The sequence below is a fragment of the Streptomyces sp. NPDC006691 genome (assembly GCF_042869955.1).
In the GTDB taxonomy this organism is placed as follows: Bacteria; Actinomycetota; Actinomycetes; order Streptomycetales; family Streptomycetaceae; genus Streptomyces.
Genome location: NZ_JBIAGW010000008.1, coordinates 146576 through 169075, shown reverse-complemented (window position 1 = coordinate 169075; position 22500 = coordinate 146576). Strand labels below are relative to the sequence as shown.

Here is a 22500-nt window from a genome sequence, read left to right as displayed (position 1 = left end):
CGGCAAAACAGTCATATTTCCTCTTAGTCTGACATTCCGCACGCTCATTCTGTCCACAGGGCTTGCGCTCCATGTCCCCTCCGGCTAAGGGAAGGACGGTCACATGCCCGCAGACCTCGCCGTCATCGGACTCGGCCACCTGGGCCTGCCCCTCGCCCAAGCCGCCGTCGCCGCCGGCATCCGGACCGTCGGCCACGACACGGACCCCCGCGCCGTCGCCGAGCTCAACGCGGGGCGCACCCCCGTGGACGGCTCGCTCACCCCCGCCGAACTGCGCCGGATGCTCGCGGGCGGCTTCCACACCGCCACCGACCCGGCCGAGCTCGGCCGGGTCCGTACGGCCGTCATCTGCGCGCCCACCGCACTCGCCCCCGACCGCACCCTCGACCTCGGGGCGGTCGCCGACGCCGCCCGGGTCCTGGCCGGGCGGCTGCGGCCGCACACCACCGTCATCCTGGAGTCGGCCGGCTACCCCGGCACCACCGAGGAGTTCGTGCGCCCGATCCTCGAAGAGGGCTCGGGACTGCGGGCCGGGCGGGACTTCCACCTCGCCTACTCGCCGAGCCGCATCGACCCGGGCAACCGTGCCCACGGCTTCGCGGCCACCCCGAAGGTCATCGGCGGGCTCACCCCGGCCTGCACGGAGTCGGCCGCCGCGTTCTACGGCCGGCTCACCGACAAGGTGGTCCGCGCCCGCGGCCTGCGCGAGGCCGAGATGTCCAAGCTCCTGGAGACCAACTTCCGGCACGTCAACATCGCCCTGGTCAACGAGATGGCCGTGCTCTGCCACGACATGGGCGTCGACCTGTGGGACGTCATCCGCTGCTCCGAGACCAAGCCGTTCGGCTTCCAGGCCTTCCGCCCGGGACCGGGCGTCGGCGGCCACGGCCTCCCGCTCGACCCGACCCCGCTGCCGTACGCGGGCCTGCGCATGGTGGGCCTCGCCCGGGAGATCAACGCGCACATGCCGAGCTATGCCGTCCAGCGCTCGACCACGCTCCTGAACGAGCACGGCAAGTCGGCCCGCGGCGCCCGCGTCCTGCTGCTCGGCGTGACCTACAAGCCGGACTTCGCCGACCAGGAGGGCTCACCCGCTCGCGAGATCGCCGGCCGCCTGATGGATCTGGGTGCGCAGATCACCTACCACGACCCCCATGTGCCCACCTGGCGCGTCCGCGACCAGCCGGTTCCGCGCGCGGACTCGCTGTACGAGGCCGCCGCGCACGCCGACCTGACGGTGCTGCTCCAGCACCACCACACCTACGACCTCCAGGGCCTCGCGGTGAAGGCTCAGCTCCTCCTGGACACCCGTGGCGCGACCCCGGCGGGGGCCGCCCACCGCCTGTGAAATACCTGGGAGTCAAGGCCCCCGGGGCTGCTAATCTGCGGCGTTCGCTTGTCGCACAGCAGTGCGTTTTCTCGTCCCAGGGGGGGACCACCCATGAGCCAGTCCGTCACGCCGCCACCCCATCCGTCCGAGCCGCAGCCCGAGCCGCAGCCGCAGCCGCAGCCGGGCTACGGATACCCGGCGGCCCCCGTGGCCCCGGCGCCGGTACGGGGGTCCGGCAACCTGGTGGGCGGAGCGCTGGCCGGCTTCGCCGCCGCTGTCGTCACCGGCCTCGCCTACGGCCTGATCACCGGCGCCATCGAGCGGCAGTTCGGCTACGCGGCCTTCGGCATCGGCTTCGCGGTCGCCCTCGCGGCCTTCAAGGCGGGCGGGCGCAGCTTCTGGCTCTTCACGATCTCCGCGCCCCTGGCGGTGGCCGCCACCTTCTTCGGCCAGCTCCTCGCGGTGGCGATGATCGCGACCAAGGACACCCCCGAATCGGTCACCGACCTGTTCCTCAGCCACTTCGGATGGCTGACCGACGCCTGGACCCACGACCTGAGCATCCTGCGGTACGCCTTCCTCGCGCTCGCCGTGGTCGGCGCCTGGGCGGGGGCCAGCCGCGCCACCGAGTGACCCGTGCTGCCAGGCGAGAGGGGCCCCTACCGCTCGTCGCGGTAGGGGCCCCTCTCGTGCGTACGGCACGCCCTGATGCGGGCAGGGCCGCGCGTCACCCTCTGCGGGTGACGCGCGGTGCAAACATCAGCCTGACGCGTGGTTCAGACATCAGCCTGACGCGCGGTTCAGACGTCAGCGCTTGTGCTGGGCGTCCGCCACGGTGACCTCGACCCGCTGGAACTCCTTGAGCTCGCTGTAGCCGGTCGTCGCCATCGAGCGGCGCAGCGCGCCGAACAGGTTCATCGAACCGTCCGGGGTGTGCGAGGGACCGGTGAGGATCTCCTCGGTGGTGCCCACGATGCCCAGGTCCACGAGCTTGCCGCGCGGCACGTCCTCGTGGACGGCCTCCATGCCCCAGTGGTGACCGCGGCCCGGCGCGTCGGTGGCGCGGGCCAGCGGGGAGCCCATCATCACCGCGTCGGCGCCGCAGGCGACGGCCTTCGGGATGTCGCCGGACCAGCCCACGCCGCCGTCCGCGATGACGTGGACGTAACGGCCGCCCGACTCGTCCATGTAGTCGCGGCGGGCCGCGGCGACATCGGCGACCGCGGTGGCCATCGGGACCTGGATGCCCAGGACGTTGCGGGTGGTGTGCGCGGCGCCGCCGCCGAAGCCCACGAGCACGCCGGCCGCGCCGGTGCGCATCAGGTGCAGGGCCGCGGTGTACGTGGCGCAGCCGCCGACGATGACCGGAACGTCCAGCTCGTAGATGAACTGCTTCAGGTTGAGCGGCTCGGCCGCGCCCGAGACGTGCTCGGCGGAGACCGTGGTGCCGCGGATGACGAAGATGTCCACGCCCGCGTCCACGACGGCCTTGGAGAACTGGGCGGTGCGCTGCGGGGAGAGCGCGGCGGCGGTGACCACACCGGAGTCGCGCACCTCCTTGATGCGCAGGCCGATCAGCTCCTCCTTGATGGGTGCCGCGTAGATCTCCTGGAGGCGGCGGCTGGCCGTCGCCTCGTCCAGCTCGGCGATCTCGTCGAGCAGCGGCTGCGGGTCCTCGTACCGGGTCCACAGACCCTCAAGGTTCAGCACGCCGAGGCCGCCGAGCTCACCGATGCGGATCGCCGTCTGCGGCGACACCACGGAGTCCATGGGGGCGGCCAGGAAGGGCAGCTCGAAACGGTAGGCGTCGATCTGCCAGGCGATCGAGACCTCCTTCGGGTCCCGGGTACGCCGGCTCGGGACGATGGCGATGTCGTCGAACGCGTACGCCCTGCGGCCGCGCTTGCCGCGCCCGATCTCGATCTCAGTCACGTTGTGTGGGCCTTTCCCTCTACGTCTGCATGCTCCAGTATCCCCGACACACGGGCGAGGGGCGGCCCCGGGAACTCCGGGGCCGCCCCTCGCCGGGTGCTGCGGACTTACTTCCTGCTGTAGTTCGGCGCCTCGACGGTCATCTGGATGTCGTGCGGGTGGCTCTCCTTGAGGCCCGCCGAGGTGATCCGGACGAACTTGCCGTTCTCCTGGAGCTCGGGGACGGTACGGCCGCCGACGTAGAACATCGACTGGCGCAGACCGCCGACGAGCTGGTGCACGACCGCGGACAGCGGGCCGCGGTAGGGCACCTGGCCCTCGATGCCCTCCGGGATCAGCTTGTCGTCGGTGGACACGGTCTCCTGGAAGTACCGGTCCTTGGAGAACGAACGCTGGTCGCCGCGGGACTGCATCGCGCCGAGCGAGCCCATGCCGCGGTACGACTTGAACTGCTTGCCGTTGATGAAGAGCAGCTCGCCCGGGGACTCCTCGCAGCCGGCGAGCAGCGAGCCCAGCATCACCGTGTCGGCGCCCGCGACCAGGGCCTTGGCGATGTCGCCCGAGTACTGCAGGCCGCCGTCGCCGATGACCGGGACGCCCGCGGCCTTGGCGGCGAGCGAGGCCTCGTAGATCGCGGTGACCTGCGGGACGCCGATGCCGGCGACGACGCGGGTGGTGCAGATGGAGCCGGGGCCGACGCCGACCTTGATGCCGTCGACGCCCGAGTCGATGAGCGCCTGGGCGCCGTCGCGGGTGGCGATGTTGCCGCCGATGAGGTCGACGCCCGAGGAGTTCGACTTGATCTTGGCGACCATGTCGCCGACCAGGCGGGAGTGGCCGTGCGCGGTGTCCACGACGATGAAGTCGACTCCGGCGGCGATCAGCGCCTGGGCGCGCTCGTAGGCGTCACCCGCGACACCGACGGCCGCGCCGACGAGCAGCCGGCCGTCCTTGTCCTTGGCGGCGTTGGGGTACTTCTCCGCCTTGACGAAGTCCTTGACCGTGATGAGGCCCTTGAGGATGCCGGCGTCGTCGACGAGCGGCAGCTTCTCGATCTTGTGGCGGCGCAGCAGCTCCATGGCGTCCACACCGGAGATGCCGACCTTGCCGGTGACCAGCGGCATCGGCGTCATGACCTCGCGCACCTGGCGGCTGCGGTCCGACTCGAAGGCCATGTCGCGGTTGGTGACGATGCCGAGCAGCTTGCCCGCCGAGTCGGTCACCGGGACGCCGCTGATGCGGAACTTGGCGCACAGCTCGTCGGCCTCGCGCAGCGTCGCGTCCGGGTGCACCGTGATCGGGTCGGTGACCATGCCGGACTCGGAGCGCTTCACCAGGTCGACCTGGTTGGCCTGGTCCTCGATGGAGAGGTTGCGGTGCAGCACGCCCGCGCCGCCCTGCCGCGCCATCGCGATGGCCATGCGCGCCTCGGTGACCTTGTCCATCGCCGCGGACAGCAGCGGGACGTTCACCTTGACGTTCTTGGAGAGGTACGAGGAGGTGTCGATCTGGTCGGGCGCCATGTCGGACGAGCCCGGCAGGAGCAGGACGTCGTCGTATGTCAGCCCGAGCGTCGCGAACTTCTCGGGCACTCCGTCGACGTTTGCAGTCATGACACCTTCCCCAATGGCCTTGATCGGTGCGGATGTCCATGCTAACGGGCTGTGCGGGTGTCTCATTCCACGAGCAAGATCATCGAGATTCTTTGTACGTTCGCACGTGCTGGGCGCGCGATTGGCGGGCCCGGCACGCGCCTGTGCGCCCGCCTATTGCTCGGCGAGGGCGCGCAGCCTGCTCAGCGCGCGGTGCTGGGCGACCCGGACGGCGCCGGGCGACATGCCCAGCATCTGGCCGGTCTCCTCGGCGGTGAGGCCGACGGCGACCCGCAGTACGAGGAGCTCGCGCTGGTTCTCGGGAAGGTTGGCGAGGAGCTTCTTGGCCCACTCGGCGTCGCTGCTGAGCAGCGCGCGCTCCTCCGGGCCGAGCGAGTCGTCCGGCCGCTCGGGCATCTCGTCGGACGGCACGGCCGTCGAACCGGGATGGCGCATCGCGGCCCGCTGGAGGTCGGCGACCTTGTGCGAGGCGATGGCGAAGACGAAGGCCTCGAAGGGGCGCCCGGTGTCGCGGTAGCGCGGCAGCGCCATCAGTACGGCGACGCAGACCTCCTGGGCGAGGTCCTCCACGAAGTGGCGAGCATCACCCGGCAACCGGTTGAGCCGGGTGCGGCAGTAGCGCAGCGCGAGAGGGTGAACATGCGCGAGCAGATCGTGCGTCGCCTGCTCGTCGCCGTCGACGGCACGGTGGACGAGTGCACCGATGACCCCTTGGGCCGAAGCCTCGTCGTCGCGCATCGGTCCATGGTGCCCCGGCGTCGTCCCATCCGTGGCACCGCGTCCGTAGTTGTGCACCGAAGCGTTATGAGCGGGTGCGCCGGAACTCATCCCCTGCACCCCCCTCCCGCTCGACCGACCTGTCCCCGAGGAACTCCACACCTACAAGGATGCGGCATCGCGGCGGAAGCAACACCTACTGCTGCCGTTCGCGGGACGACCGGGCCCGTCCGCCCGGCGGCGGACGGGGCTCCGACCGGCTGTCTCACCTGCCGTCAGCGCACCAGGCCCCAGCGGAAACCGAGCGCCACGGCGTGCGCCCGGTCCGAGGCGCCGAGCTTCTTGAACAGCCGTCGGGCATGCGTCTTGACCGTGTCCTCGGAGAGGAACAGCTCCCGGCCGATCTCGGCGTTGGAGCGGCCGTGGCTCATGCCTTCGAGCACCTGGATCTCCCGCGCCGTGAGCGTGGGCGCCGCGCCCATCTCGGCCGACCGCAGCCTGCGCGGGGCGAGCCGCCAGGTCGGGTCGGCGAGCGCCTGGGTGACGGTCGCGCGCAGTTCGGCACGCGAGGCGTCCTTGTGCAGGTAGCCCCGGGCCCCGGCGGCGACCGCGAGCGCGACCCCGTCGAGATCCTCGGCGACCGTGAGCATGATGATCCGGGCGCCCGGATCGGCGGACAGCAGCCGACGGACGGTCTCCACGCCGCCCAGACCGGGCATGCGTACGTCCATCAGAATCAGGTCCGAGCGGTCGGCACCCCAGCGGCGGAGGACTTCCTCGCCGTTGGCCGCCGTCGTCACACGCTCGACGCCGGGCACGGTCGCAACCGCGCGGCGGAGCGCCTCGCGGGCAAGCGGGGAGTCGTCGCAGACGAGGACTGATGTCATGGCCGCCCTCCGCAGCTGATGCGCGTCACCTTGAGCCTCCAGGCTGGGTACATGTGTCACCTGAGCGATTGACGCTCTCGGACACCTGCCCGAGCGCTTGTCGTTTCAACCGCCTCCGCACTCTCAACGACGGTCACTCGAAAGAGTTACGGGTCGGGCGGGCACGTTCGGCACTCTACGTGAGGAACCGTGCACACAGCAGAGTGCCGCGAGCCGACCGGCCAACTTTTCGGGCTATGCCCCATTTAGCGGCTTTTCTTCCCTTTTGCTGGTGTCTGTGGCTAGATTCCCAATGAGTCATATTTACATCTACTTACACAGGAGATGTACCTTCGTCGGTACGTACGTATCGGATGTGCCCCCGCGCCCACCCGTCCCGTACCGGCCCTCCCATCCGCCTCAGCACGGTTTCAAGGGGACAAGAGCAATGGCAGATTTCTCCCGCCTTCCCGGACCGAACGCCGATCTGTGGGACTGGCAGCTCCTCGCGGCCTGCCGTGGCGTCGACAGTTCGCTCTTCTTCCACCCGGAGGGTGAGCGCGGCGCGGCACGGAGTGCGCGCGAGAGCTCGGCGAAAGAGGTGTGCATGCGCTGCCCGGTGCGTGCGCAGTGCGCGGCCCACGCCTTGGCGGTGCGCGAGCCCTACGGAGTGTGGGGCGGGCTCACCGAGGACGAGCGCGAAGAGCTCATGGGCCGGGCCCGCAACCGCCTGGTGTCCGCCGCCGCCCCGGCCGGCGGCGGCATGGGCCCCGCCTGAGGGGTTCCGGTCCGGACCGGACCAGAAGAAACGTTCCTGCGCCGTTTGGCCCAGGGCGCGGGCAGCGAGCGGCACGGTGCGGCCGCGCCCTGCGACTGTGGCCGCGGCCCCGGGCCGCGGACGTCCCGCGTTCGTGGCTAGTCGCGTGCGGCGGCCCTGGTCAGCTGGTCCAAGGTGGCCGCGACGGCCGGGACCCGGGCCAGGTCGGGCAGGGTGAGCGCGACGATCTCCCGCTCGACGGCGGGCTCGACGCCCACCGTGCGCGCACCCTTGGGCCGCACCGACTCGATGGCGAGCTCCGGCAGCACCGCGACGCCGAGCCCGGCGCCCACCAGGCCGATCACCGCGGGGTAGTCGTCGGTCGCGAAGTCGATGCGCGGGGTGAACCCGGACTCCTCGCAGACCTCCACCAGTTGGCGCCGGCAGCGCGGGCAGCCCGCGATCCAGGGCTCGTCCGCGAGGTCCTTGATGTCGACGGTCCCCGCCTCCGCCAGCGCGTGCCCCTCGGGCACCAGGCCGACCAGGCGGTCGACGAGCAGCGGGCGGACCACGAGGTCGTCCCACTCCGTGGCGTTCGAGCCGTACCGGAAGGCCAGCGCGATGTCGCAGTCGCCCTCGCGGAGCATCTCCACCGAGCGCGGCGGCTCGGCCTCGACGAGCGAGACCCGGGTGCCCGGGTGGGCCGCGCGCAGGGCCGCGAGGGCGGTCGGCACCAGGGTGGAGGAGCCGCTGGGGAAGGACACCAGTCGCACCCGGCCGGCCCGCAGCCCCGCGATCGCGGCGATCTCCTCCTCCGCGGCGGTGAGCCCGGCCAGGATTCCGGAGGCGTGCCGGACCAGCACCTCGCCGGCCTGGGTGAGGCGCATCTCGCGGCCGGTGCGGATGAGCAGGGGCGTGCCGGCGGAGGATTCGAGTGCCTTCATCTGCTGGCTGACGGCGGGCTGGGTGCAGCCCAGCTCGCGGGCCGCGGCCGAGAAGGAGCCGGTGGCGGCGACGGCGCGCAGGATGCGGAGATGACGGGCCTCGATCATTCCTCGATCATAAGCGAATCTTGGACATCGCGGAATAAATTCGATCGCGGCTTTGGGTTTGGCTCGGCTAGCGTTCGCCCATGGAGCTTCTGTCTGTGAACCTCGGCCGCGCGAAGGCCGTCGATTACTCCGACGCCCAGGGCGGCGTCACCGGCATCGACAAACGTCCGGTGAACCGCCCGGTCCGCGTCTTCGCCCCCGGCCCCAGGGGCGTCGGCGCCAGCGGCGTCGAGGGCGACGACGTCTGCGATCTGCGCCATCACGGCGGTGACCACCAGGCCGTCTACGCCTACGCCCGCGAGGACCTGGACGGCTGGGCGAAGGAGCTGGGCCGCGAGCTGCCCAACGGCGTCTTCGGCGAGAACCTCACGACGTACGGCGTGGACGTGAACGACGCCCGGATCGGTGAGCGCTGGCGGATAGGGCGGGACGTGGTCCTCGAAGTCGCCTCCGGCCGCATCCCCTGCCGTACGTTCGCGGCCTGGCTCGACCAGAAGGGCTGGGTGCGGCGCTTCACGCAGGCGGCGGTGCCGGGCGCGTACTTCCGGGTGATCGAACCGGGTGAGATCAAGGTGGGCGACCCCGTCGAGGTGATCGAACGGCCGGATCACGAGGTGTCGGTCGCCTTCTGGTTCCGTGCGTTCACGACCGAGCGGGCCCTGCTGCCGCGCGTCCTGGCCGCCGGCGACGCCCTGGAGCCCGAGGCGCACGAGACCGTGCGGAAGTACCTGGCGAAGCAGGGCTCGTAGCGGCGCCGAGCCGGGACGAGGTGCACGGCCTCCGAGGTTCGCGAGCACGGGCGGGGCGCGGCCTGCGGGGTCCCCGAGCGCGGGCGGGCCCGGCTCGTGCCGTTCGGCGCCGTTCGGCTCGGCGCTCGGGCGGTGCAGAACCTCCGTTATTACGGCGGTTCCTGACGGTCGACGCCGGTACGAGAGCGGGACGGCGGCCCGCCGGGGGCGGTCATCGGGCGTCCGGCGCGGGCGTTACCGTGCGCCTATGACGACTGCACTGATTACGGGAGCGACGGCGGGCATCGGCGCCGCGTTCGCGCGGCGCCTCGCGGCCGATGGACACGATCTGGTGCTGGTGGCCCGGGACGGCAAGCGACTGAGCGAGCAGGCCACCGAACTGCACGACCGGCACGGGATCGAGGCCGAGGTGCTGGCCGCGGACCTGTCCACGGACGAGGGGATCGCGGCCGTCGAGGCGCGGCTCTCGCAGCCCAGGAGGCCGGTGGATCTCCTGGTCAACAACGCCGGGTTCGGCAACAAGGGCCGCTACCTCGAAGTGTCCATGGCGGACGAGCTGACCATGGTGAAGGTGCACATCGAGGCGGTCCTGCGGCTGACCTCGGCCGCGACGGCCGCGATGCGCGAGCGCGGCCGGGGCGGCGTCGTCAACGTGGCCTCGGTCGCGGCGTTCGTACCGCGCGGCACCTATGGCGCGTCCAAGGCGTGGGTCGTGCAGTTCACCCAGGGCGCGGCCCGCGACCTCGCCGGGTCGGGAGTCCGCCTGATGGCGCTGTGCCCCGGGTTCGTGCGGACCGAGTTCCACGAGCGGGCCGGAATGGGCACCGACAACATTCCGGGCTGGATGTGGCTGGACGCCGACAAGCTGGTGGCGGCCGCGCTGACCGACCTCGCGCGCGGCAAGTCCCTCTCCATCCCCGATCCTCGCTACAAGGCGCTGATGGGCGCGGTGAAGCTGGCGCCGCGCGGCCTGCTCGGCGGGATCACCTCCAAGACGGGCCGCAAGTACGGCCCCCAGTAGGCCGGTTACGGGCCCGAGTACGCCACGTCCGGGCCCACGTCGGCCAGAAGTCGCGTACGGGCCCGGGCGGGCGGGGTGCGGGAGGCGGCGCCGTCGCGTCGCCTCAGCCGTCCTCCGTACGGACGGTCGGCGCGGTGGAGTCGAGTACGAGCCGATGCGTGGTGCCGTCCTGCCAGGCGACCCGGACGGTGTGACCGGCGACCTCGATGGCGGCGAGGGCGTGGACCGGGCCAGGATCTGGTTGTGCAGTGAGGGAGGCGAGCGCGACGAAGAGGGACGGTGTGGCGCCGGTCGTTCCGTGCAGCGCCCGCACCTGTGACGCGGGCCCGAACAGGGTTGACCCGGCGGCCAGTTGGCGTACCTCCGGGCCATAGCCGTGCACCGGGTGCAGCTGGGCGGTGCGGCCGGAGGTGACGGCCCAGCCGGTCTGACGCACCGGGGTGCCGGGCGCGGCCCCGACGACCAGGTGGGCGCGGAGTTCGGCGCGGCCGTGCGCGAGGGTGAGCGAGACGATCCGCACGCCGGGCGGCCCGGGCCTCGGCTCCGACAGGGACGCGGCCCAGCCCTCACCGCTGCCGAGCGGCACCGCGGGGCCCCGGGTGGTGCACGCGCCCTGCGACATGAGTCCGAAGTGGTTGTCGGCCACGCCGTGCGCAGTGGGCCCGGTGCCGGTCGAGTAGGCGAACCGGGAGTAGCAGGGGTCCTCGCCGGCCGCGCCGCCCACGTGGTTGTTGCTGCCGTGGTTGTGCAGGCGGACCAGGCCGTCGTCGGCCGTCGACTGGATCAGCAGGTTGGGCGCCCGCAGGGTCGTGACGGCGTCCGCGGTCTCGGCGGGCAGCGGCTCCTCCACGGCCGTCCACACGGGGTGCTCCGGAGGCAGCAGCAGGCCGAGGTATCCCTTGGACGCCCAGTACGGCGAGGCGGGGCCCGAGTAGTGCTGGATCACCGGCGGGTACGGGCCGTGCCAGCCCAGGGTGAGCAGCCCGGCGGTGTCGGTGGCGCCCCGGTTCTCGGGCCGGTCCAGGAAGTACTTCAGGCTGCCCGAGGCCAGGCGCCGGGTGGCGCCCGGGGTGAGCGGGGTGTGTCCGGTGAGCGCGCCGAGCCAGGGCGCGGCCGCCGCGGCGAACCGGTAGGTGAGCGAGCGGCCGTACGGCATCGGCGCCCCGTCGGCGCCGAACAGGCGGGTGTGGGCGTCGAGTTGGGCGTGCAGCCGGGGCCCGTAGCGGTCCAGGAGCGCCCGGTCGCCGCTCAGATGGGCGTGCAGGACGGGATAGAAGTGGAGGGCCCAGGCGTTGTAGTGGTCGAAGGAACGGTTGGGGCCGTCGCTGTACCAGCCGTCGCCGAGGTACCACTGGTCGACGCGGTCCAGGGCGCGTTCGATGGTGGCCGCGGCGCGGTCGGTCTCGATCCCGGCGTCCTGGAGGAATCCGGCGACGGTGAGTCCGAACAGCCACCAGTTGTTGTCGACCGGGGACGGGCCGAGCGCCGGCAGCAGCCAGTCGACGGCGCGCTGGCGGGTGCGGTCGTCGAGCTTGTCCCACAGCCAGGGGCGGGTGAGCCGGAGGCCGAGGGCGACGGAGGCGGATTCGACGACCGCCTGGCGGACGGGGGTGGTCAGCGGCCAGGAGTCGGGGGACGCCTCGCTCAACTCACCGGTGGCGACCGGGTGTTGCGTGCCCGAGGCGAGACCCTCGGCGTAGCGGTCGAGGTGGCCGTACGGATCCTCTCCCCGGGCGCCGGCCACCCGCAGGGCGGCGAGCAGCCAGGTGCGGGCATAGCCCTCCAGGCCGTCGGAGCGCGGCCCCGACCAGCTGGGCCGGTCGCCGGGCAGGTTGATCAGGCCCCGGCCGGGCGAGGCGTACGGCCGGACGGCCAGCAGGAGTTGGTCCGCCGACCGCTCCCAGTGCGCGCGGGTCCAGCCCGTGCGGGGGCTGAGCTCGCGGTTCTCGGGCGCGATGAACATGGTGCGATGCTCCCTCGGTGACGGGGCGGCCGGCGGCGTAGGCATCGGCGGGACGTGCGCGCATCGGCGGGGGATGTGCGCGAATCCCTGGGAATTTAGGACTCGCGTTGATCGAACGTCAATGGATCGGACCGAATGATCGAATCGACCGCCGTTCGATCACGTTGCATTAGGGTCGGGGCCCACCGGGCCACCATCACACCGCGAAGGGGATGCCGCCGTGCGCGAAAGTGCCGCTGAACGTCATGACCGACTGCTGGAGCTGGTCCGCGTCCGGGGATCGGCCCGGGTGTCCGAACTCGCCGGTCACCTCGGGGTCTCGCCGGTGACCGTGCGACGGGACGTGGAGTTCCTGGCCACCGAGGGCCGCCTGGACCGGGTGCACGGTTCGGTGTCCTGGCCGGGCGCCGGGCAGTCGGCGTCGGCCGTCGCCCCCGCCGCCGGTCCGGGCTCCCGCGAGCTCGTCATCGGCATGCTGGCGCCCAACGCCACGTACTACTTCGCCGAGGTCATCCGGGGTGCGCACGAGGCGGCCGCGGCGGCCGGGGCGCGGCTGATCCTGCGCATCTCGGACTACCGGCCGCAGGAGGACGCGGGCCGGGCGGCCGGGCTGCTCGCCGCCGGCGCCGAGGGCCTGCTGATCGCACCGGGCTGGAAGGAGCCGGACGACCCGGTCGAGCACGGCGCCTGGATCGCCGGGCTCCCCGTGCCGACCGTCCTCCTGGAGCGCCGCGGGATCCCCGGCCGGGAGCTGGACGACCTGGACCGGGTCTGCTCCGACCACAGCCACGGCGTGCTCATCGCGGTGCGCCATCTGCTCGGCCTCGGCCACTCCACGCCCCTGCTCGTGGCCCGCGCCGACAGCCCCACCGCGATCGCGGTGCGCGCCGGCTACCGGCACGCGCTCGATGCGCTCGGCCTCAAGTCGCCCCTCGCGCCGATCGGTTCGGTGTCGGCGGAGGCCGACCCCGACGGGTTCGAGCGGGCCGTGCGGGCACTGCGTACCGCGGTGGTGTCCGGGCGGGCCACCGCGGCGCTGGTGCACAACGACGTGGACGCGATCCGGATCGTCCAGCGCCTGGCCGAGCTGGGCGTGCGGGTGCCGGACGATCTGGCGCTCGTGGCGTACGACGACGAGGTGGCGGCGCTCGCCGACATCCCGCTCACCGCGGTCGCCCCGCCCAAGCACGAGGTGGGGCGGTATGCGGCCGAGCTCCTGATCGAGCGGCTGCGCGGCACCGCCGGGAGCCGTCCGGCCGGGAGCGAGGAGCCGCCCCGGCGCCATGTCGACCTGCTGCCGCGGCTTCGCGTGCGGTCCTCGTGCGGGGCGCCCTCCGAGACGCTCCGGAGCCCGATGAGCGTTCAGTCGTGAGGTGCGAGCGTTCAACCCCTCTCTGATCTTTTTTCGATCAATCGAACTTTCGCTCTTGACTTCGGTCAGAACTGGGCCAAGGATCGCGGCCATCGCCTCGTCCCCTTACGTTCAGGAGCCGTTCCGTGAGCCGCAGTTGGACCAGATCGACCTCCGCCCTCGTCGGCACCGCCACCGCTCTCGCCGTGCTCACGGCCTGCGGTGGCGGGGACAGCAAGACGAGCGACGCGGGCAAGGGCACCGCCGACAAGCCCGTCACCATCACGTTCTGGGCCTGGCAGAAGGGCACCAAGGACGTGGTGGACGCCTTCAACGCCTCGCACCACAACATCCGGGTGAAGTTCGAGGAGATCCCCTCCGGCAACGCCGGCGGCTACGCCAAGATCTCCAACGCGGTGAAGGCCGGCAACGCCCCGGACCTCGTCACCGTCGAGTACCCGATGCTCCCCGAGTTCGTCAGCCAGGGCTCGTTCCAGGACATCAGCAAGTACGTCACCGACGACGTGAAGAAGCGGTTCCTGCCGCAGTCCATCCAGCAGACCACGCTCGGCGGCAAGAACTGGGCGATCCCCTTCGACGCGGCGCCCCAGGCGTACTTCTACCGCAAGGACTTCTTCGACAAGAACCACATCCAAGTGCCCAAGACCTGGGACGAGTTCAAGGCGGCCGCCCAGAAGGCCAAGGCCGCCGACCCCAAGGCCCGTATCGGCACCTTCTTCCCGGACGACCCGACCACCTTCGAGGCGATGGCCTGGCAGGCCGGCGCCCAGTGGTTCAAGGCCGACGGCAACACCTGGAAGCTCGACACCTCCGACGCCGCCACCAACAAGGTCGCCGACTACTGGCAGGGCCTCATCGACGACAAGCTGGTGCAGAACTCGGTCTCCTTCAGCCCCGAGTGGACGGCCTCCCTGAAGGACGGCTCCACCGTCGGCTACCTCGGCGCCTCGTGGTCCGCGGGCGTCCTCAAGGGCACCGTGCCCGACCAGAGCGGCAAGTGGGCGGTGGCCCCGGTGCCGACCTGGGACGGCAAGCCCGCCAGCGGCATGCTCGGCGGCTCCACCTGGGCCGTGCCCAAGGGCAGCGGCAAGACGCAGGCAGCCCTCGAATTCGCCCAGTGGATGTCGACCACCGAAGCCGGCGTCGACGCCCGCATCAAGTCCGGCACCTCCAGCGCCTTCCCGGCCGACATCGCGCTGCGCCCCGCCGCCAAGAAGGCCTTCGACACGAGCTTCTACAGCGGCCAGGACATCTACCAGCTGTTCGACGCGGCCGGCAGCTCGATCAACGCCAACTGGGGCTGGGGCCCCAGCATGGGCACCACCAACACCACCCTGAAGGACCAGCTCGGCAAGGTCGCGGGCGGTTCCGTGAAGATCACGGACGCGATCAAGTCCGCCCATGACGCCACCGTCACCGAGCTGAAGAAGCGCGGCCTGAAGGTCGAGGGCTGACCGGATGACGACGAAGGGGCGTCCCACGGGACACACCGGAGCGGGCGTCGGGCCCCCGCGCGTGCCACCGCCGGGCGAGGGGGGCGGTCACGGCCCGGCCCCGACGGGGAGCGACGGCCCGGCGGGCATCCGCGCCGGGACCGCCGAGTCCGGCCCGGCCCGCAGGGCGCCCCGCGGGGCCCGCAGCCGTACCAACGCGGCCGCGGGAGTGCTGCTCACCCCGTTCTTCGTCCTGTTCACCGCCGTCACGGTGGTGCCCATCGGGTACGCGGTCTGGCTGAGCCTGTTCACCGAGAAGCAGTCCGGGCTCGGCTTCGGCGGGGCCACGACGGTGTTCAGCGGACTCGACAACTACACGGCGGCGCTGGGCGACCGGGCCTTCCGCGAGGGCTTCTGGGTGCTCGCCGGCTACTGCGTCGTCTACATCCCGCTGATGGTCGGCGGCGCCCTCGCGCTCGCGCTGCTGCTCGACTCGACGCTGGCCCGCGCCCGGCGCTTCTTCCAGCTCGCGCTGTTCCTGCCGCACGCCGTGCCGGGCATCATCGCCGCGCTGGTCTGGGTCTACCTCTACACCCCGGGTCTCAGCCCGGTCGTGAAGGCCATGAACTCCGGCGGCATCGGCTTCGACTTCTTCTCCTCCAGCGGCACGCTCCCCTCCGTCGTCAACATCGCGCTGTGGGAATGGCTCGGCTACAACATGGTCATCTTCTACGCGGCCCTCCAGGCCATCGACCGCTCGGTCCTGGAGGCGGCCACCATGGACGGCGCCGGCGAGTGGCGTACCGCCTTCGGCATCAAACTCCCGTTGATCCGGGCCTCGTTGATGATGGTGTCGCTGTTCACCGTCATCGGCTCGCTCCAGCTGTTCACCGAACCGCTGATCCTCAACCAGGGCGGCAGCTCCACGGTCACCACCACCTGGACGCCCAACATGTACGCCTACACCGCCGCGTTCAGCCGCAACGACTACGGCCTCGCCGCCGCTTCGGCCGTGCTTCTCGCGCTCGCCGCGGCCCTGCTCTCCTTCGTCGTCACCCGCCTCACCAACCGGAAGGGGGCCACGGCATGACCTCCCCCACGGCAACCGAAGCGAACGCCGCCCCGAGGACCGCCGGGCGCACCGGGCGCACCAGGGGTATCGGGGGCACCGGGGGCGCCACCCCGCCCCGCACCACGACGCGGCAGCCGTCATCCAGCCGCTGGCTGTCGCGCACCGCGGTCAACGGCGCGCTGCTGCTCTCCGTCCTCTACACGCTCTTCCCCCTGGTGTGGCTGCTCACGGCCGCCACCAAGGACACCGGAAGCCTGCTGTCCGGCGACGCCTTCTCCTTCAAGGGCTTCGACCTCGCCAACAACCTGTCCCAGCTCGCCTCGTACAACGACGGCGTCTACTTCCGCTGGTACCTCAACTCCCTTCTGTACGCGGGCGGCGGCGCGGCCGTCTGCGCCCTGGTGTCCGTCGCCGCCGGGTACGCCTTCGACAAGTACGCCTTCCGCGGCAAGGAGAAGCTGTTCGGCGTCGTACTGCTCGGCGTGCTCGTGCCGACCACCGCGCTCGCGCTGCCCATGTACCTCCTGGCCAGCAAGGTCGGCCTCGTCAACACGTACTGGTCGGTGCTCATCCCCGTTCTGGTCAATCCGTTCGGGGTGTATCTGGCGCGGGTGTTCAGCGCGAGCTACATCCCCGACGAGGCCCTGGAGGCCGCCCGTATCGACGGGGCCGGCGAGCTGCGCACCTTCTGGTCCATCGGTCTGCGCATGGTGATGCCGGGCTTCGTGACCGTCTTCCTCTTCCAGTTCACCGCCATCTGGAACAACTTCTTCCTCCCCCTGGTCATGCTCAGCGACCAGAAGCTCTTCCCGCTGAGCCTCGGCCTGTACGCCTGGAACAGCAACACCCACGCCGAGCCGGGCTACTACCCTCTCGTCGTCACCGGCTCCCTCCTCGCCGTCATCCCCCTGATCGTCGCCTTCGTCTCCCTCCAGCGGCACTGGAAGGCCGGACTCACCGCGGGCAGCGTCAAATGACCGGCCCGGACGCCCCGTTACCCCCGGACGCTCAGTTACCCCCGGCCGCCACCCCTGGCCGGCGCCTCGTGAGGAGCCCGAGTCCCACCATGCACCACACCACTGACAACCGGCCCGCCCTGCTGCTCGCGATGGGCCCCGGCATCGCCGACCGGCTCCTCACCGGGCACCACCGCACCCGGCTCGCCGCCCTCACCCGCACCGACCCGTACCTGGTCGCGCACCAGCTCGCCGCGCCCACCGGACCGGTCGCCGCGGCCCTCGCCGAAGCCGAGGTCCTGCTCACCTGCTGGGGCGCTCCCCCGCTGACCGCCGACGTCCTGGACGCGGCCCCGAAGCTGCGTGCGGTGATCCACGCGGCGGGCTCGGTCAAGCACCACATCACCGACGCCTGCTGGGAGCGCGGCATCGCGGTGACCTCGGCCGCCGCCGCCAACGCACTGCCGGTCGCCGAGTACACGCTGGCCGCGATCCTGTTCGCCGGCAAGGAGGTGCTGCGCTCGGCCCAGCGCTACGCCGAGCTGCGCACCGCCCCCGAGTGGCTGAGCCGGACCGAGCACACCGGCAACTACCGGCGCACGGTGGGCATCGTCGGCGCGTCCCGCATCGGCCGGCGCGTGATCGAACTCCTGCGCCCCTTCGACTTCGAGGTCCTGCTCTACGACCCGTACGTGAGCGGAACCGAAGCGGTGGCCCTGGGCGTTGAACGGGTGTCCCTGGACTCGCTGTGCTCCCGCAGCAGCGTCGTCTCCGTCCATGCGCCCCAACTGCCCGAGACACACAACATGATCGGCGCACACCAGCTGGCCCTGATGCCGGCGGGCGCCACCCTGGTCAACACCGCGCGCGGCTCCCTGGTGGACGAGCCCGCGCTGCTCGCCGAGCTCCTCTCCGGCCGGCTGCACGCGGTCCTGGACGTGACGGACCCCGAACTGCCGCCCCGCGAATCCCCGTTGTACGACCTCCCCAACGTCCTGCTGACCCCGCACATCGCCGGCTCCCTGGGCAACGAGCTGCACCGGATGGCGGATCAGGCCCTGGACGAGCTGGAGCGCTTCACGACCGGGGTGCCATTCGCGGACCCGGTGCATCCGCTGTCGCTGGGGCGCTCCGCGTAGACCGGCCCGGGCGCAACGGCCGGGCCGGCGGTCCCGGTGTACGGAAACGGCGAAGGCCCGGCACCCCCCGAAGGGGATGCCGGGCCTCGATTACGCGCGGCTACCGCTGACTTGACGTCAGTGGGAGTGGCCGTGACCGTGGCCGTGACCGGCCTCGGCCTCTTCCTCGGCCGGCTTCTCGACGACCAGGGTCTCGGTCGTGAGCAGCAGGGACGCGATGGAGGCGGCGTTCTCCAGGGCGGAGCGGGTGACCTTGACCGGGTCGATGACGCCGGCCTTGACCAGGTCGCCGTACTCACCGGTGGCGGCGTTGAAGCCGAAGCCCTTGTCGAGCTCGCTCACCTTGGAGGTGATGACGTAGCCCTCAAGGCCGGCGTTCTCGGCGATCCAGCGCAGCGGCTCGACGACGGCGCGGCGGACGACCGCGACACCGGTGGCCTCGTCGCCGGTCTTGTCGAGGTTGCCCTCAAGGACCTTGGCGGCGTGCACCAGGGCGGAGCCACCACCGGAGACGATGCCCTCCTCGACCGCGGCGCGGGTCGCGGAGATGGCGTCCTCCAGACGGTGCTTGCGCTCCTTGAGCTCGACCTCGGTGGCGGCACCGACCTTGATCACGCAGACGCCGCCGGCGAGCTTCGCGAGGCGCTCCTGGAGCTTCTCGCGGTCCCAGTCCGAGTCCGTGGCCTCGATCTCGGCCTTGATCTGGTTGACGCGGCCCTCGACGTCGGCGCTGTTGCCGCCGCCGTCGACGATCGTGGTGTCGTCCTTGGTGATGGTGACGCGGCGCGCGGTGCCGAGCACCTCAAGACCGGCCTGGTCGAGCTTGAGGCCGACCTCTTCGGCGATGACGGTCGCACCGGTGAGGGTGGCGATGTCCTGGAGCATGGCCTTGCGGCGGTCGCCGAAGCCCGGGGCCTTGACGGCCACGGCGTTGAACGTGCCGCGGATCTTGTTGACGACCAGGGTGGAGAGCGCCTCGCCCTCGACGTCCTCGGCGATGATCAGGAGCGGCTTGGAGGCGCCGGCCTGGATGACCTTCTCCAGGAGCGGCAGCAGGTCCTGGATCGAGGAGATCTTGCCCTGGTTGATCAGGATGTACGGGTCGTCGAGAACGGCCTCCATACGCTCCTGGTCGGTGACCATGTAGTGCGAGAGGTAGCCCTTGTCGAAGGCCATGCCCTCGGTGAACTCAAGCTCCACACCGAAGGTGTTGGACTCCTCGACGGTGATGACACCGTCCTTGCCGACCTTGTCCATGGCCTCGGCGATGAGCTCGCCGATCTGCTTGTCCTGGGCGGACAGCGCGGCGACGGCGGCGATGTCGGTCTTGTCCTCGATCGGACGGGCGGTCGCGAGGAGCTCCTCCGAGACGGCCTTGACCGCGGCGTCGATGCCCTTCTTCAGGGCGGCCGGGGAGGCACCGGCGGCGACGTTGCGCAGACCCTCGCGGACCAGCGCCTGGGCCAGGACGGTCGCGGTGGTGGTGCCGTCACCCGCGATGTCGTTGGTCTTGGTCGCCACCTCCTTGACGAGCTGGGCGCCCAGGTTCTCGTACGGGTCGTCCAGCTCGACCTCGCGCGCGATGGTGACACCGTCGTTGGTGATGGTGGGGGCGCCGAACTTCTTGTCGATGACGACGTTGCGGCCCTTGGGGCCGATCGTCACCTTGACGGTGTCGGCAAGCTTGTTGACGCCGCGCTCAAGGGCGCGACGGGCGTCCTCGTCGAACTTCAGGATCTTCGCCATGGGAGCGGTTCAGCCCTCTCGAAAACTCGGGTTAATGACACTGCGCCCCTCGCCGCCCGGCAATCAGCGGGGTGACCAGGGGCGCAGCTCTCAAAGCGTTCGCTTCGAAGTCGAAGTACTCACGTACTCCGGTGAATCACTTCTCGATGATCGCGAGCACGTCGCGGGCCGAGAGGACGAGGTACTCCTCGCCGTTGTACTTCACCTCGGTGCCGCCGTACTTGCTGTACAGCACGATGTCGCCGGTGCTGACGTCGAGCGGCAGGCGCTCGCCGTTCTCGAAGCGGCCCGGACCCACGGCCAGGACGACGCCCTCCTGGGGCTTCTCCTTGGCGGTGTCCGGAATGACCAGGCCGGAGGCCGTGGTCTGCTCGGCGTCGAGCGGCTGGACCACAATGCGGTCCTCAAGCGGCTTGATGGCAACCTTGGAGCTGGCGGTCGTCACGATCCGGTCTCCCCCTTCGGAGATCTCACGGGGTTAACTGTCTGGGGTGGCGACCAGGTGGATCCGTCGTCGCGGGTGCCGGACCTGCCCGTCGCTACTTGGCACTCTCTGGTGGGGAGTGCCAGAAGCGAGACTAGGACGGCGATTAGCACTCGGTCAAGCGGAGTGCCAATCTGCCACTGTCGCGGCGGAGCGCCGCAGGCCCTCCGGGGCGTGTGTGACCCTGGACGGCATGCGCATTCTGGTCGTCGAGGACGAAACCGGGCTCGCCGACTCGCTGCGTCGGGGCATCTCCGCCGAGGGGCACTGGGTCGACCTCGCGCACGACGGCCACCGGGGCCTCGACCTCGCACTCACCGGCGGATACGACGTGGTCGTGCTCGATCTGATGCTGCCGGGGCTCAGCGGCTACGAGATCTGCCGCCGGATGCGCGGGCTCGGCGACCTCACCCCGGTCCTGATGCTGACCGCCAAGGACGGCGAGTACGACGAGGCCGACGGGCTCGACTCGGGGGCCGACGACTATCTGACCAAGCCCTTCTCGTTCGTGGTGCTCCTCGCCCGGCTGCGGGCGCTCGGCCGGCGGGCCGGTACCGAACGCCCCGGCCCGCTCCAGGCCGGGGACCTCACCCTGGACACCGGCGCCCGGCGCTGCCGGCGCGGCGAGCGGGAGATCGAGCTGACCGCCCGTGAACTGGCCGTCCTCGCCTGCCTGATGGCCGAACCGGGCCGGGCCGTGTCCAAGCAGCACGTCCTGGACGAGGTCTGGGACAGCGGCGCGGGCGCGGACGGCGGGATCGATCCGAACATCGTCGAGGTCTATGTGTCTTCGCTCAGGAAGAAGATCGATTCTCCGTTCGGCCGTCGATCGATCCTGACCGTGCACGGCGTCGGCTACCGGATGGCGCCCGATGGCGGCTGAGCCCCGCCGGGCCGGCCGCGGACGGCTCCCGATCGGGTCCCGCCGCCACCGGCCGACGCGGCTGCTGCCGAGGACCGTCCGCGGGAAGGTCGCCGCGGCCGCCGCCCTCGCGATGGCGCTGCTGCTCGCGGCGGGCGGAATCTGGCTCTACATCGTGCTGCGCTCCAACCTGCTCGACAACACCAAGGGCCGCACCGAACTGGCCGCCCGCAAGGTCGCGGCCCAGGTGGACACCGGGACCGCGCGCGAGCTGCTGCCCCCGCCGGACGGCGGCGTCGACCTGGTCATGGTCCTGGACGAGCGGGGCCGGGTGACCGCGGCGACCCAGGAGACCGGCGCCGCACCGGAGTTGGCCGGATTCCGCCCGCCCGAGGACCAGGACTCGGCGTCCCGGACCCTGAACGAGGGCGGCCGCCACGAGGTCGCCGTCGTCGTCCGCGCCCAGCTGCCCGGCGGCCCCGCGAGCTATGTGTACGGGACGACCGTGCTGAGCGACGTCGACGACGCGACCGGCGCCATCGGCTGGGCCCTGCTCGCCAGCGCCCCGCCGCTGATCGCGCTGGCCGCCGCCATCGCCTGGGCCGGCACCGGCCTCGCGCTGCGGCCGGTGACCTCGATCCGCACCGAGCTCGCCGAGGTCAGCTCAAGCGAGCTGGACCGGCGCGTCCCCGACCCCGGCGGCGCCGACGAGATCGCGCTGCTCGCCCGGACCGTGAACGCCACCCTCGACCGGCTCGAACAGGCCCACGTCCGCCAGCGCGAGTTCGTCGCCGACGCCTCGCACGAGCTGCGCAACCCCATCGCCGCGGTCCGTACCCGGCTCGAAGTCGCCCTCGCCGCACCGGACTCGGCGTCCATGCGGGCCGCGCTCGACGACACCGAGCGGCTCCAGCGGATCGCCGCCGACCTGCTGCTCCTGGCCCGCCTCGACGCCCATCCGCAGCCGCCGGCCGAACCCGTCGACCTCGCCCTGCTCGCCGCCGAGGACACCGCCCGCCGCCGCGCGGCCCGCGTCCCGGTCGAACTCGCCGCGGACGCGCCGGTGCCGGTGCGCGGCGACCCCGCGCAACTGGAGCGAATGCTGGCCAACCTCGTCGACAACGCCGTGCGGCACGCGCGTACCGAAGTACGGGTGGCGGCCCGGCGGGACGGGGACGACGCGCTCCTGGAGGTCACCGACGACGGGCCCGGCGTCCCGGCCGCCGACCGGTCCCGGATCTTCGAGCGCTTCGTACGCCTGGACGCGGCCCGGACCCGGGAGAGCGGCGGCACCGGGCTCGGGCTGGCGATCGCCCGCGAGATCGCCCGGGCGCACGGCGGCGAACTGACGGCCGGGGCGGGGCCGGGGGCGAGGTTCACGGTCCGGCTGCCGGGCCGGCCGCACCCGCGTTCCTGAAGGCGTCTTCAGAATCCTC

The 22500-nt window shown here is 71.5% G+C and carries 20 protein-coding genes; 12 read left to right on the top strand and 8 right to left on the bottom strand.

All coding sequences use genetic code 11. The features are described 5' to 3' along the window. The first annotated feature begins 103 nt into the window (after positions 1 to 103). Positions 104 to 1348 (top strand): nucleotide sugar dehydrogenase, encoded by a 1245-nt coding sequence (locus ACFYNP_RS20020; RefSeq protein ID WP_388405730.1) that lies wholly within the window; start codon positions 104 to 106, stop codon positions 1346 to 1348. A 93-nt stretch (positions 1349 to 1441) separates the two neighbouring features. Then, positions 1442 to 1963: a hypothetical protein gene (locus ACFYNP_RS20015; RefSeq protein ID WP_388786817.1), complete on the top strand. Its 522-nt coding sequence runs from the start codon at positions 1442 to 1444 to the stop codon at positions 1961 to 1963. A 174-nt stretch (positions 1964 to 2137) separates the two neighbouring features. On the opposite strand, the gene ACFYNP_RS20010 is transcribed toward ACFYNP_RS20015, so the two are convergent. The 4 genes from ACFYNP_RS20010 to ACFYNP_RS19995 form a co-directional block, all read right to left on the bottom strand. Then, positions 2138 to 3262: a GuaB3 family IMP dehydrogenase-related protein gene (locus ACFYNP_RS20010; protein WP_100578173.1), complete on the bottom strand. Its 1125-nt coding sequence runs from the start codon at positions 3260 to 3262 to the stop codon at positions 2138 to 2140. 107 nt (positions 3263 to 3369) lie between these two features. Next, complete coding sequence (guaB, locus tag ACFYNP_RS20005) at positions 3370 to 4875, bottom strand: IMP dehydrogenase (RefSeq protein ID WP_161247530.1); 1506 nt, start codon at positions 4873 to 4875, stop codon at positions 3370 to 3372. A 153-nt stretch (positions 4876 to 5028) separates the two neighbouring features. Beyond that, positions 5029 to 5613: a sigma-70 family RNA polymerase sigma factor gene (locus ACFYNP_RS20000; RefSeq protein ID WP_100578171.1), complete on the bottom strand. Its 585-nt coding sequence runs from the start codon at positions 5611 to 5613 to the stop codon at positions 5029 to 5031. A gap of 254 nt (positions 5614 to 5867) precedes the next feature. Next, on the bottom strand, positions 5868 to 6479 hold the full coding sequence (locus ACFYNP_RS19995) for a response regulator transcription factor (RefSeq protein ID WP_003948568.1): 612 nt from the start codon (positions 6477 to 6479) through the stop codon (positions 5868 to 5870). Between the two features lie 427 nt (positions 6480 to 6906). Between ACFYNP_RS19995 and ACFYNP_RS19990 the strand changes: the two genes are divergently transcribed. Further along, a complete protein-coding gene (locus ACFYNP_RS19990) occupies positions 6907 to 7236 on the top strand; it encodes a WhiB family transcriptional regulator (protein ID WP_100578170.1) in 330 nt (109 codons plus the stop codon). A gap of 137 nt (positions 7237 to 7373) precedes the next feature. Here ACFYNP_RS19990 and ACFYNP_RS19985 read toward each other — a convergent pair whose 3' ends face one another. Then, a complete protein-coding gene (locus ACFYNP_RS19985) occupies positions 7374 to 8267 on the bottom strand; it encodes a LysR family transcriptional regulator (RefSeq protein WP_100578169.1) in 894 nt (297 codons plus the stop codon). Positions 8268 to 8347: 80 nt separating this feature from the next. Between ACFYNP_RS19985 and ACFYNP_RS19980 the strand changes: the two genes are divergently transcribed. Then, positions 8348 to 9016 carry an MOSC domain-containing protein gene (locus tag ACFYNP_RS19980; protein WP_388405720.1) on the top strand — a complete coding sequence of 223 codons (669 nt, stop codon included), beginning with the start codon at positions 8348 to 8350 and terminating at the stop codon, positions 9014 to 9016. Positions 9017 to 9263: 247 nt separating this feature from the next. Further along, positions 9264 to 10037: an SDR family NAD(P)-dependent oxidoreductase gene (locus ACFYNP_RS19975; RefSeq protein ID WP_388405717.1), complete on the top strand. Its 774-nt coding sequence runs from the start codon at positions 9264 to 9266 to the stop codon at positions 10035 to 10037. A 103-nt stretch (positions 10038 to 10140) separates the two neighbouring features. Here ACFYNP_RS19975 and ACFYNP_RS19970 read toward each other — a convergent pair whose 3' ends face one another. Then, complete coding sequence (locus tag ACFYNP_RS19970; RefSeq protein WP_388786814.1) at positions 10141 to 12000, bottom strand: DUF2264 domain-containing protein; 1860 nt, start codon at positions 11998 to 12000, stop codon at positions 10141 to 10143. A gap of 220 nt (positions 12001 to 12220) precedes the next feature. Between ACFYNP_RS19970 and ACFYNP_RS19965 the strand changes: the two genes are divergently transcribed. The 5 genes from ACFYNP_RS19965 (at position 12221) to ACFYNP_RS19945 (ending at position 17972) form a co-directional block, all read left to right on the top strand. Further along, complete coding sequence (locus ACFYNP_RS19965) at positions 12221 to 13372, top strand: substrate-binding domain-containing protein (RefSeq protein ID WP_388405713.1); 1152 nt, start codon at positions 12221 to 12223, stop codon at positions 13370 to 13372. A 125-nt stretch (positions 13373 to 13497) separates the two neighbouring features. Beyond that, entirely contained in the window at positions 13498 to 14826 is a 1329-nt protein-coding gene (locus ACFYNP_RS19960) for an ABC transporter substrate-binding protein (RefSeq protein WP_388786811.1), read from the top strand. A 4-nt stretch (positions 14827 to 14830) separates the two neighbouring features. Continuing rightward, positions 14831 to 15895 (top strand): carbohydrate ABC transporter permease, encoded by a 1065-nt coding sequence (locus ACFYNP_RS19955; RefSeq protein WP_388786808.1) that lies wholly within the window; start codon positions 14831 to 14833, stop codon positions 15893 to 15895. Beyond that, positions 15892 to 16854: a carbohydrate ABC transporter permease gene (locus ACFYNP_RS19950; protein ID WP_388786806.1), complete on the top strand. Its 963-nt coding sequence runs from the start codon at positions 15892 to 15894 to the stop codon at positions 16852 to 16854. The genes ACFYNP_RS19955 and ACFYNP_RS19950 overlap by 4 nt, the downstream gene beginning before the upstream one ends. A gap of 89 nt (positions 16855 to 16943) precedes the next feature. Continuing rightward, positions 16944 to 17972: a hydroxyacid dehydrogenase gene (locus ACFYNP_RS19945; RefSeq protein ID WP_388786803.1), complete on the top strand. Its 1029-nt coding sequence runs from the start codon at positions 16944 to 16946 to the stop codon at positions 17970 to 17972. A gap of 117 nt (positions 17973 to 18089) precedes the next feature. Here ACFYNP_RS19945 and groL read toward each other — a convergent pair whose 3' ends face one another. After that, a complete protein-coding gene (groL, locus tag ACFYNP_RS19940; protein ID WP_100578160.1) occupies positions 18090 to 19718 on the bottom strand; it encodes a chaperonin GroEL in 1629 nt (542 codons plus the stop codon). 136 nt (positions 19719 to 19854) lie between these two features. Then, positions 19855 to 20163, bottom strand: coding sequence for a co-chaperone GroES (gene groES, locus ACFYNP_RS19935; protein ID WP_053727656.1), 309 nt, complete (start codon positions 20161 to 20163; stop codon positions 19855 to 19857). Between the two features lie 232 nt (positions 20164 to 20395). Between groES and ACFYNP_RS19930 the strand changes: the two genes are divergently transcribed. Both ACFYNP_RS19930 and ACFYNP_RS19925 read left to right on the top strand, forming a co-directional pair. Beyond that, the gene (locus tag ACFYNP_RS19930) at positions 20396 to 21085 is read left to right on the top strand and encodes a response regulator transcription factor (protein WP_388405700.1); all 690 of its coding nucleotides are present in this window, start codon (positions 20396 to 20398) and stop codon (positions 21083 to 21085) included. Beyond that, a complete protein-coding gene (locus tag ACFYNP_RS19925) occupies positions 21075 to 22481 on the top strand; it encodes a sensor histidine kinase (RefSeq protein WP_388786801.1) in 1407 nt (468 codons plus the stop codon). The genes ACFYNP_RS19930 and ACFYNP_RS19925 overlap by 11 nt, the downstream gene beginning before the upstream one ends. Positions 22482 to 22500 lie beyond the last annotated feature (19 nt).

Excerpts from the sequence above, each read along its gene's own strand:
- ACFYNP_RS19970 (WP_388786814.1), bottom strand. The coding sequence starts at position 12,000 with ATGTTCATCGCGCCCGAGAACCGCGAGCTCAGCCCCCGCACGGGCTGG.
- ACFYNP_RS19995 (WP_003948568.1), bottom strand. The coding sequence starts at position 6,479 with ATGACATCAGTCCTCGTCTGCGACGACTCCCCGCTTGCCCGCGAGGCG.
- guaB (WP_161247530.1), bottom strand. The coding sequence starts at position 4,875 with ATGACTGCAAACGTCGACGGAGTGCCCGAGAAGTTCGCGACGCTCGGG.
- ACFYNP_RS19975 (WP_388405717.1), top strand. The coding sequence starts at position 9,264 with ATGACGACTGCACTGATTACGGGAGCGACGGCGGGCATCGGCGCCGCG.
- ACFYNP_RS20020 (WP_388405730.1), top strand. The coding sequence starts at position 104 with ATGCCCGCAGACCTCGCCGTCATCGGACTCGGCCACCTGGGCCTGCCC.
- ACFYNP_RS19985 (WP_100578169.1), bottom strand. The coding sequence starts at position 8,267 with ATGATCGAGGCCCGTCATCTCCGCATCCTGCGCGCCGTCGCCGCCACC.
- ACFYNP_RS19980 (WP_388405720.1), top strand. The coding sequence starts at position 8,348 with ATGGAGCTTCTGTCTGTGAACCTCGGCCGCGCGAAGGCCGTCGATTAC.
- ACFYNP_RS19990 (WP_100578170.1), top strand. The coding sequence starts at position 6,907 with ATGGCAGATTTCTCCCGCCTTCCCGGACCGAACGCCGATCTGTGGGAC.
- ACFYNP_RS19925 (WP_388786801.1), top strand. The coding sequence starts at position 21,075 with ATGGCGGCTGAGCCCCGCCGGGCCGGCCGCGGACGGCTCCCGATCGGG.
- ACFYNP_RS19945 (WP_388786803.1), top strand. The coding sequence starts at position 16,944 with ATGCACCACACCACTGACAACCGGCCCGCCCTGCTGCTCGCGATGGGC.
- ACFYNP_RS19950 (WP_388786806.1), top strand. The coding sequence starts at position 15,892 with ATGACCTCCCCCACGGCAACCGAAGCGAACGCCGCCCCGAGGACCGCC.
- ACFYNP_RS19930 (WP_388405700.1), top strand. The coding sequence starts at position 20,396 with ATGCGCATTCTGGTCGTCGAGGACGAAACCGGGCTCGCCGACTCGCTG.
- ACFYNP_RS20015 (WP_388786817.1), top strand. The coding sequence starts at position 1,442 with ATGAGCCAGTCCGTCACGCCGCCACCCCATCCGTCCGAGCCGCAGCCC.
- groL (WP_100578160.1), bottom strand. The coding sequence starts at position 19,718 with ATGGCGAAGATCCTGAAGTTCGACGAGGACGCCCGTCGCGCCCTTGAG.
- ACFYNP_RS20000 (WP_100578171.1), bottom strand. The coding sequence starts at position 5,613 with ATGCGCGACGACGAGGCTTCGGCCCAAGGGGTCATCGGTGCACTCGTC.
- ACFYNP_RS19955 (WP_388786808.1), top strand. The coding sequence starts at position 14,831 with ATGACGACGAAGGGGCGTCCCACGGGACACACCGGAGCGGGCGTCGGG.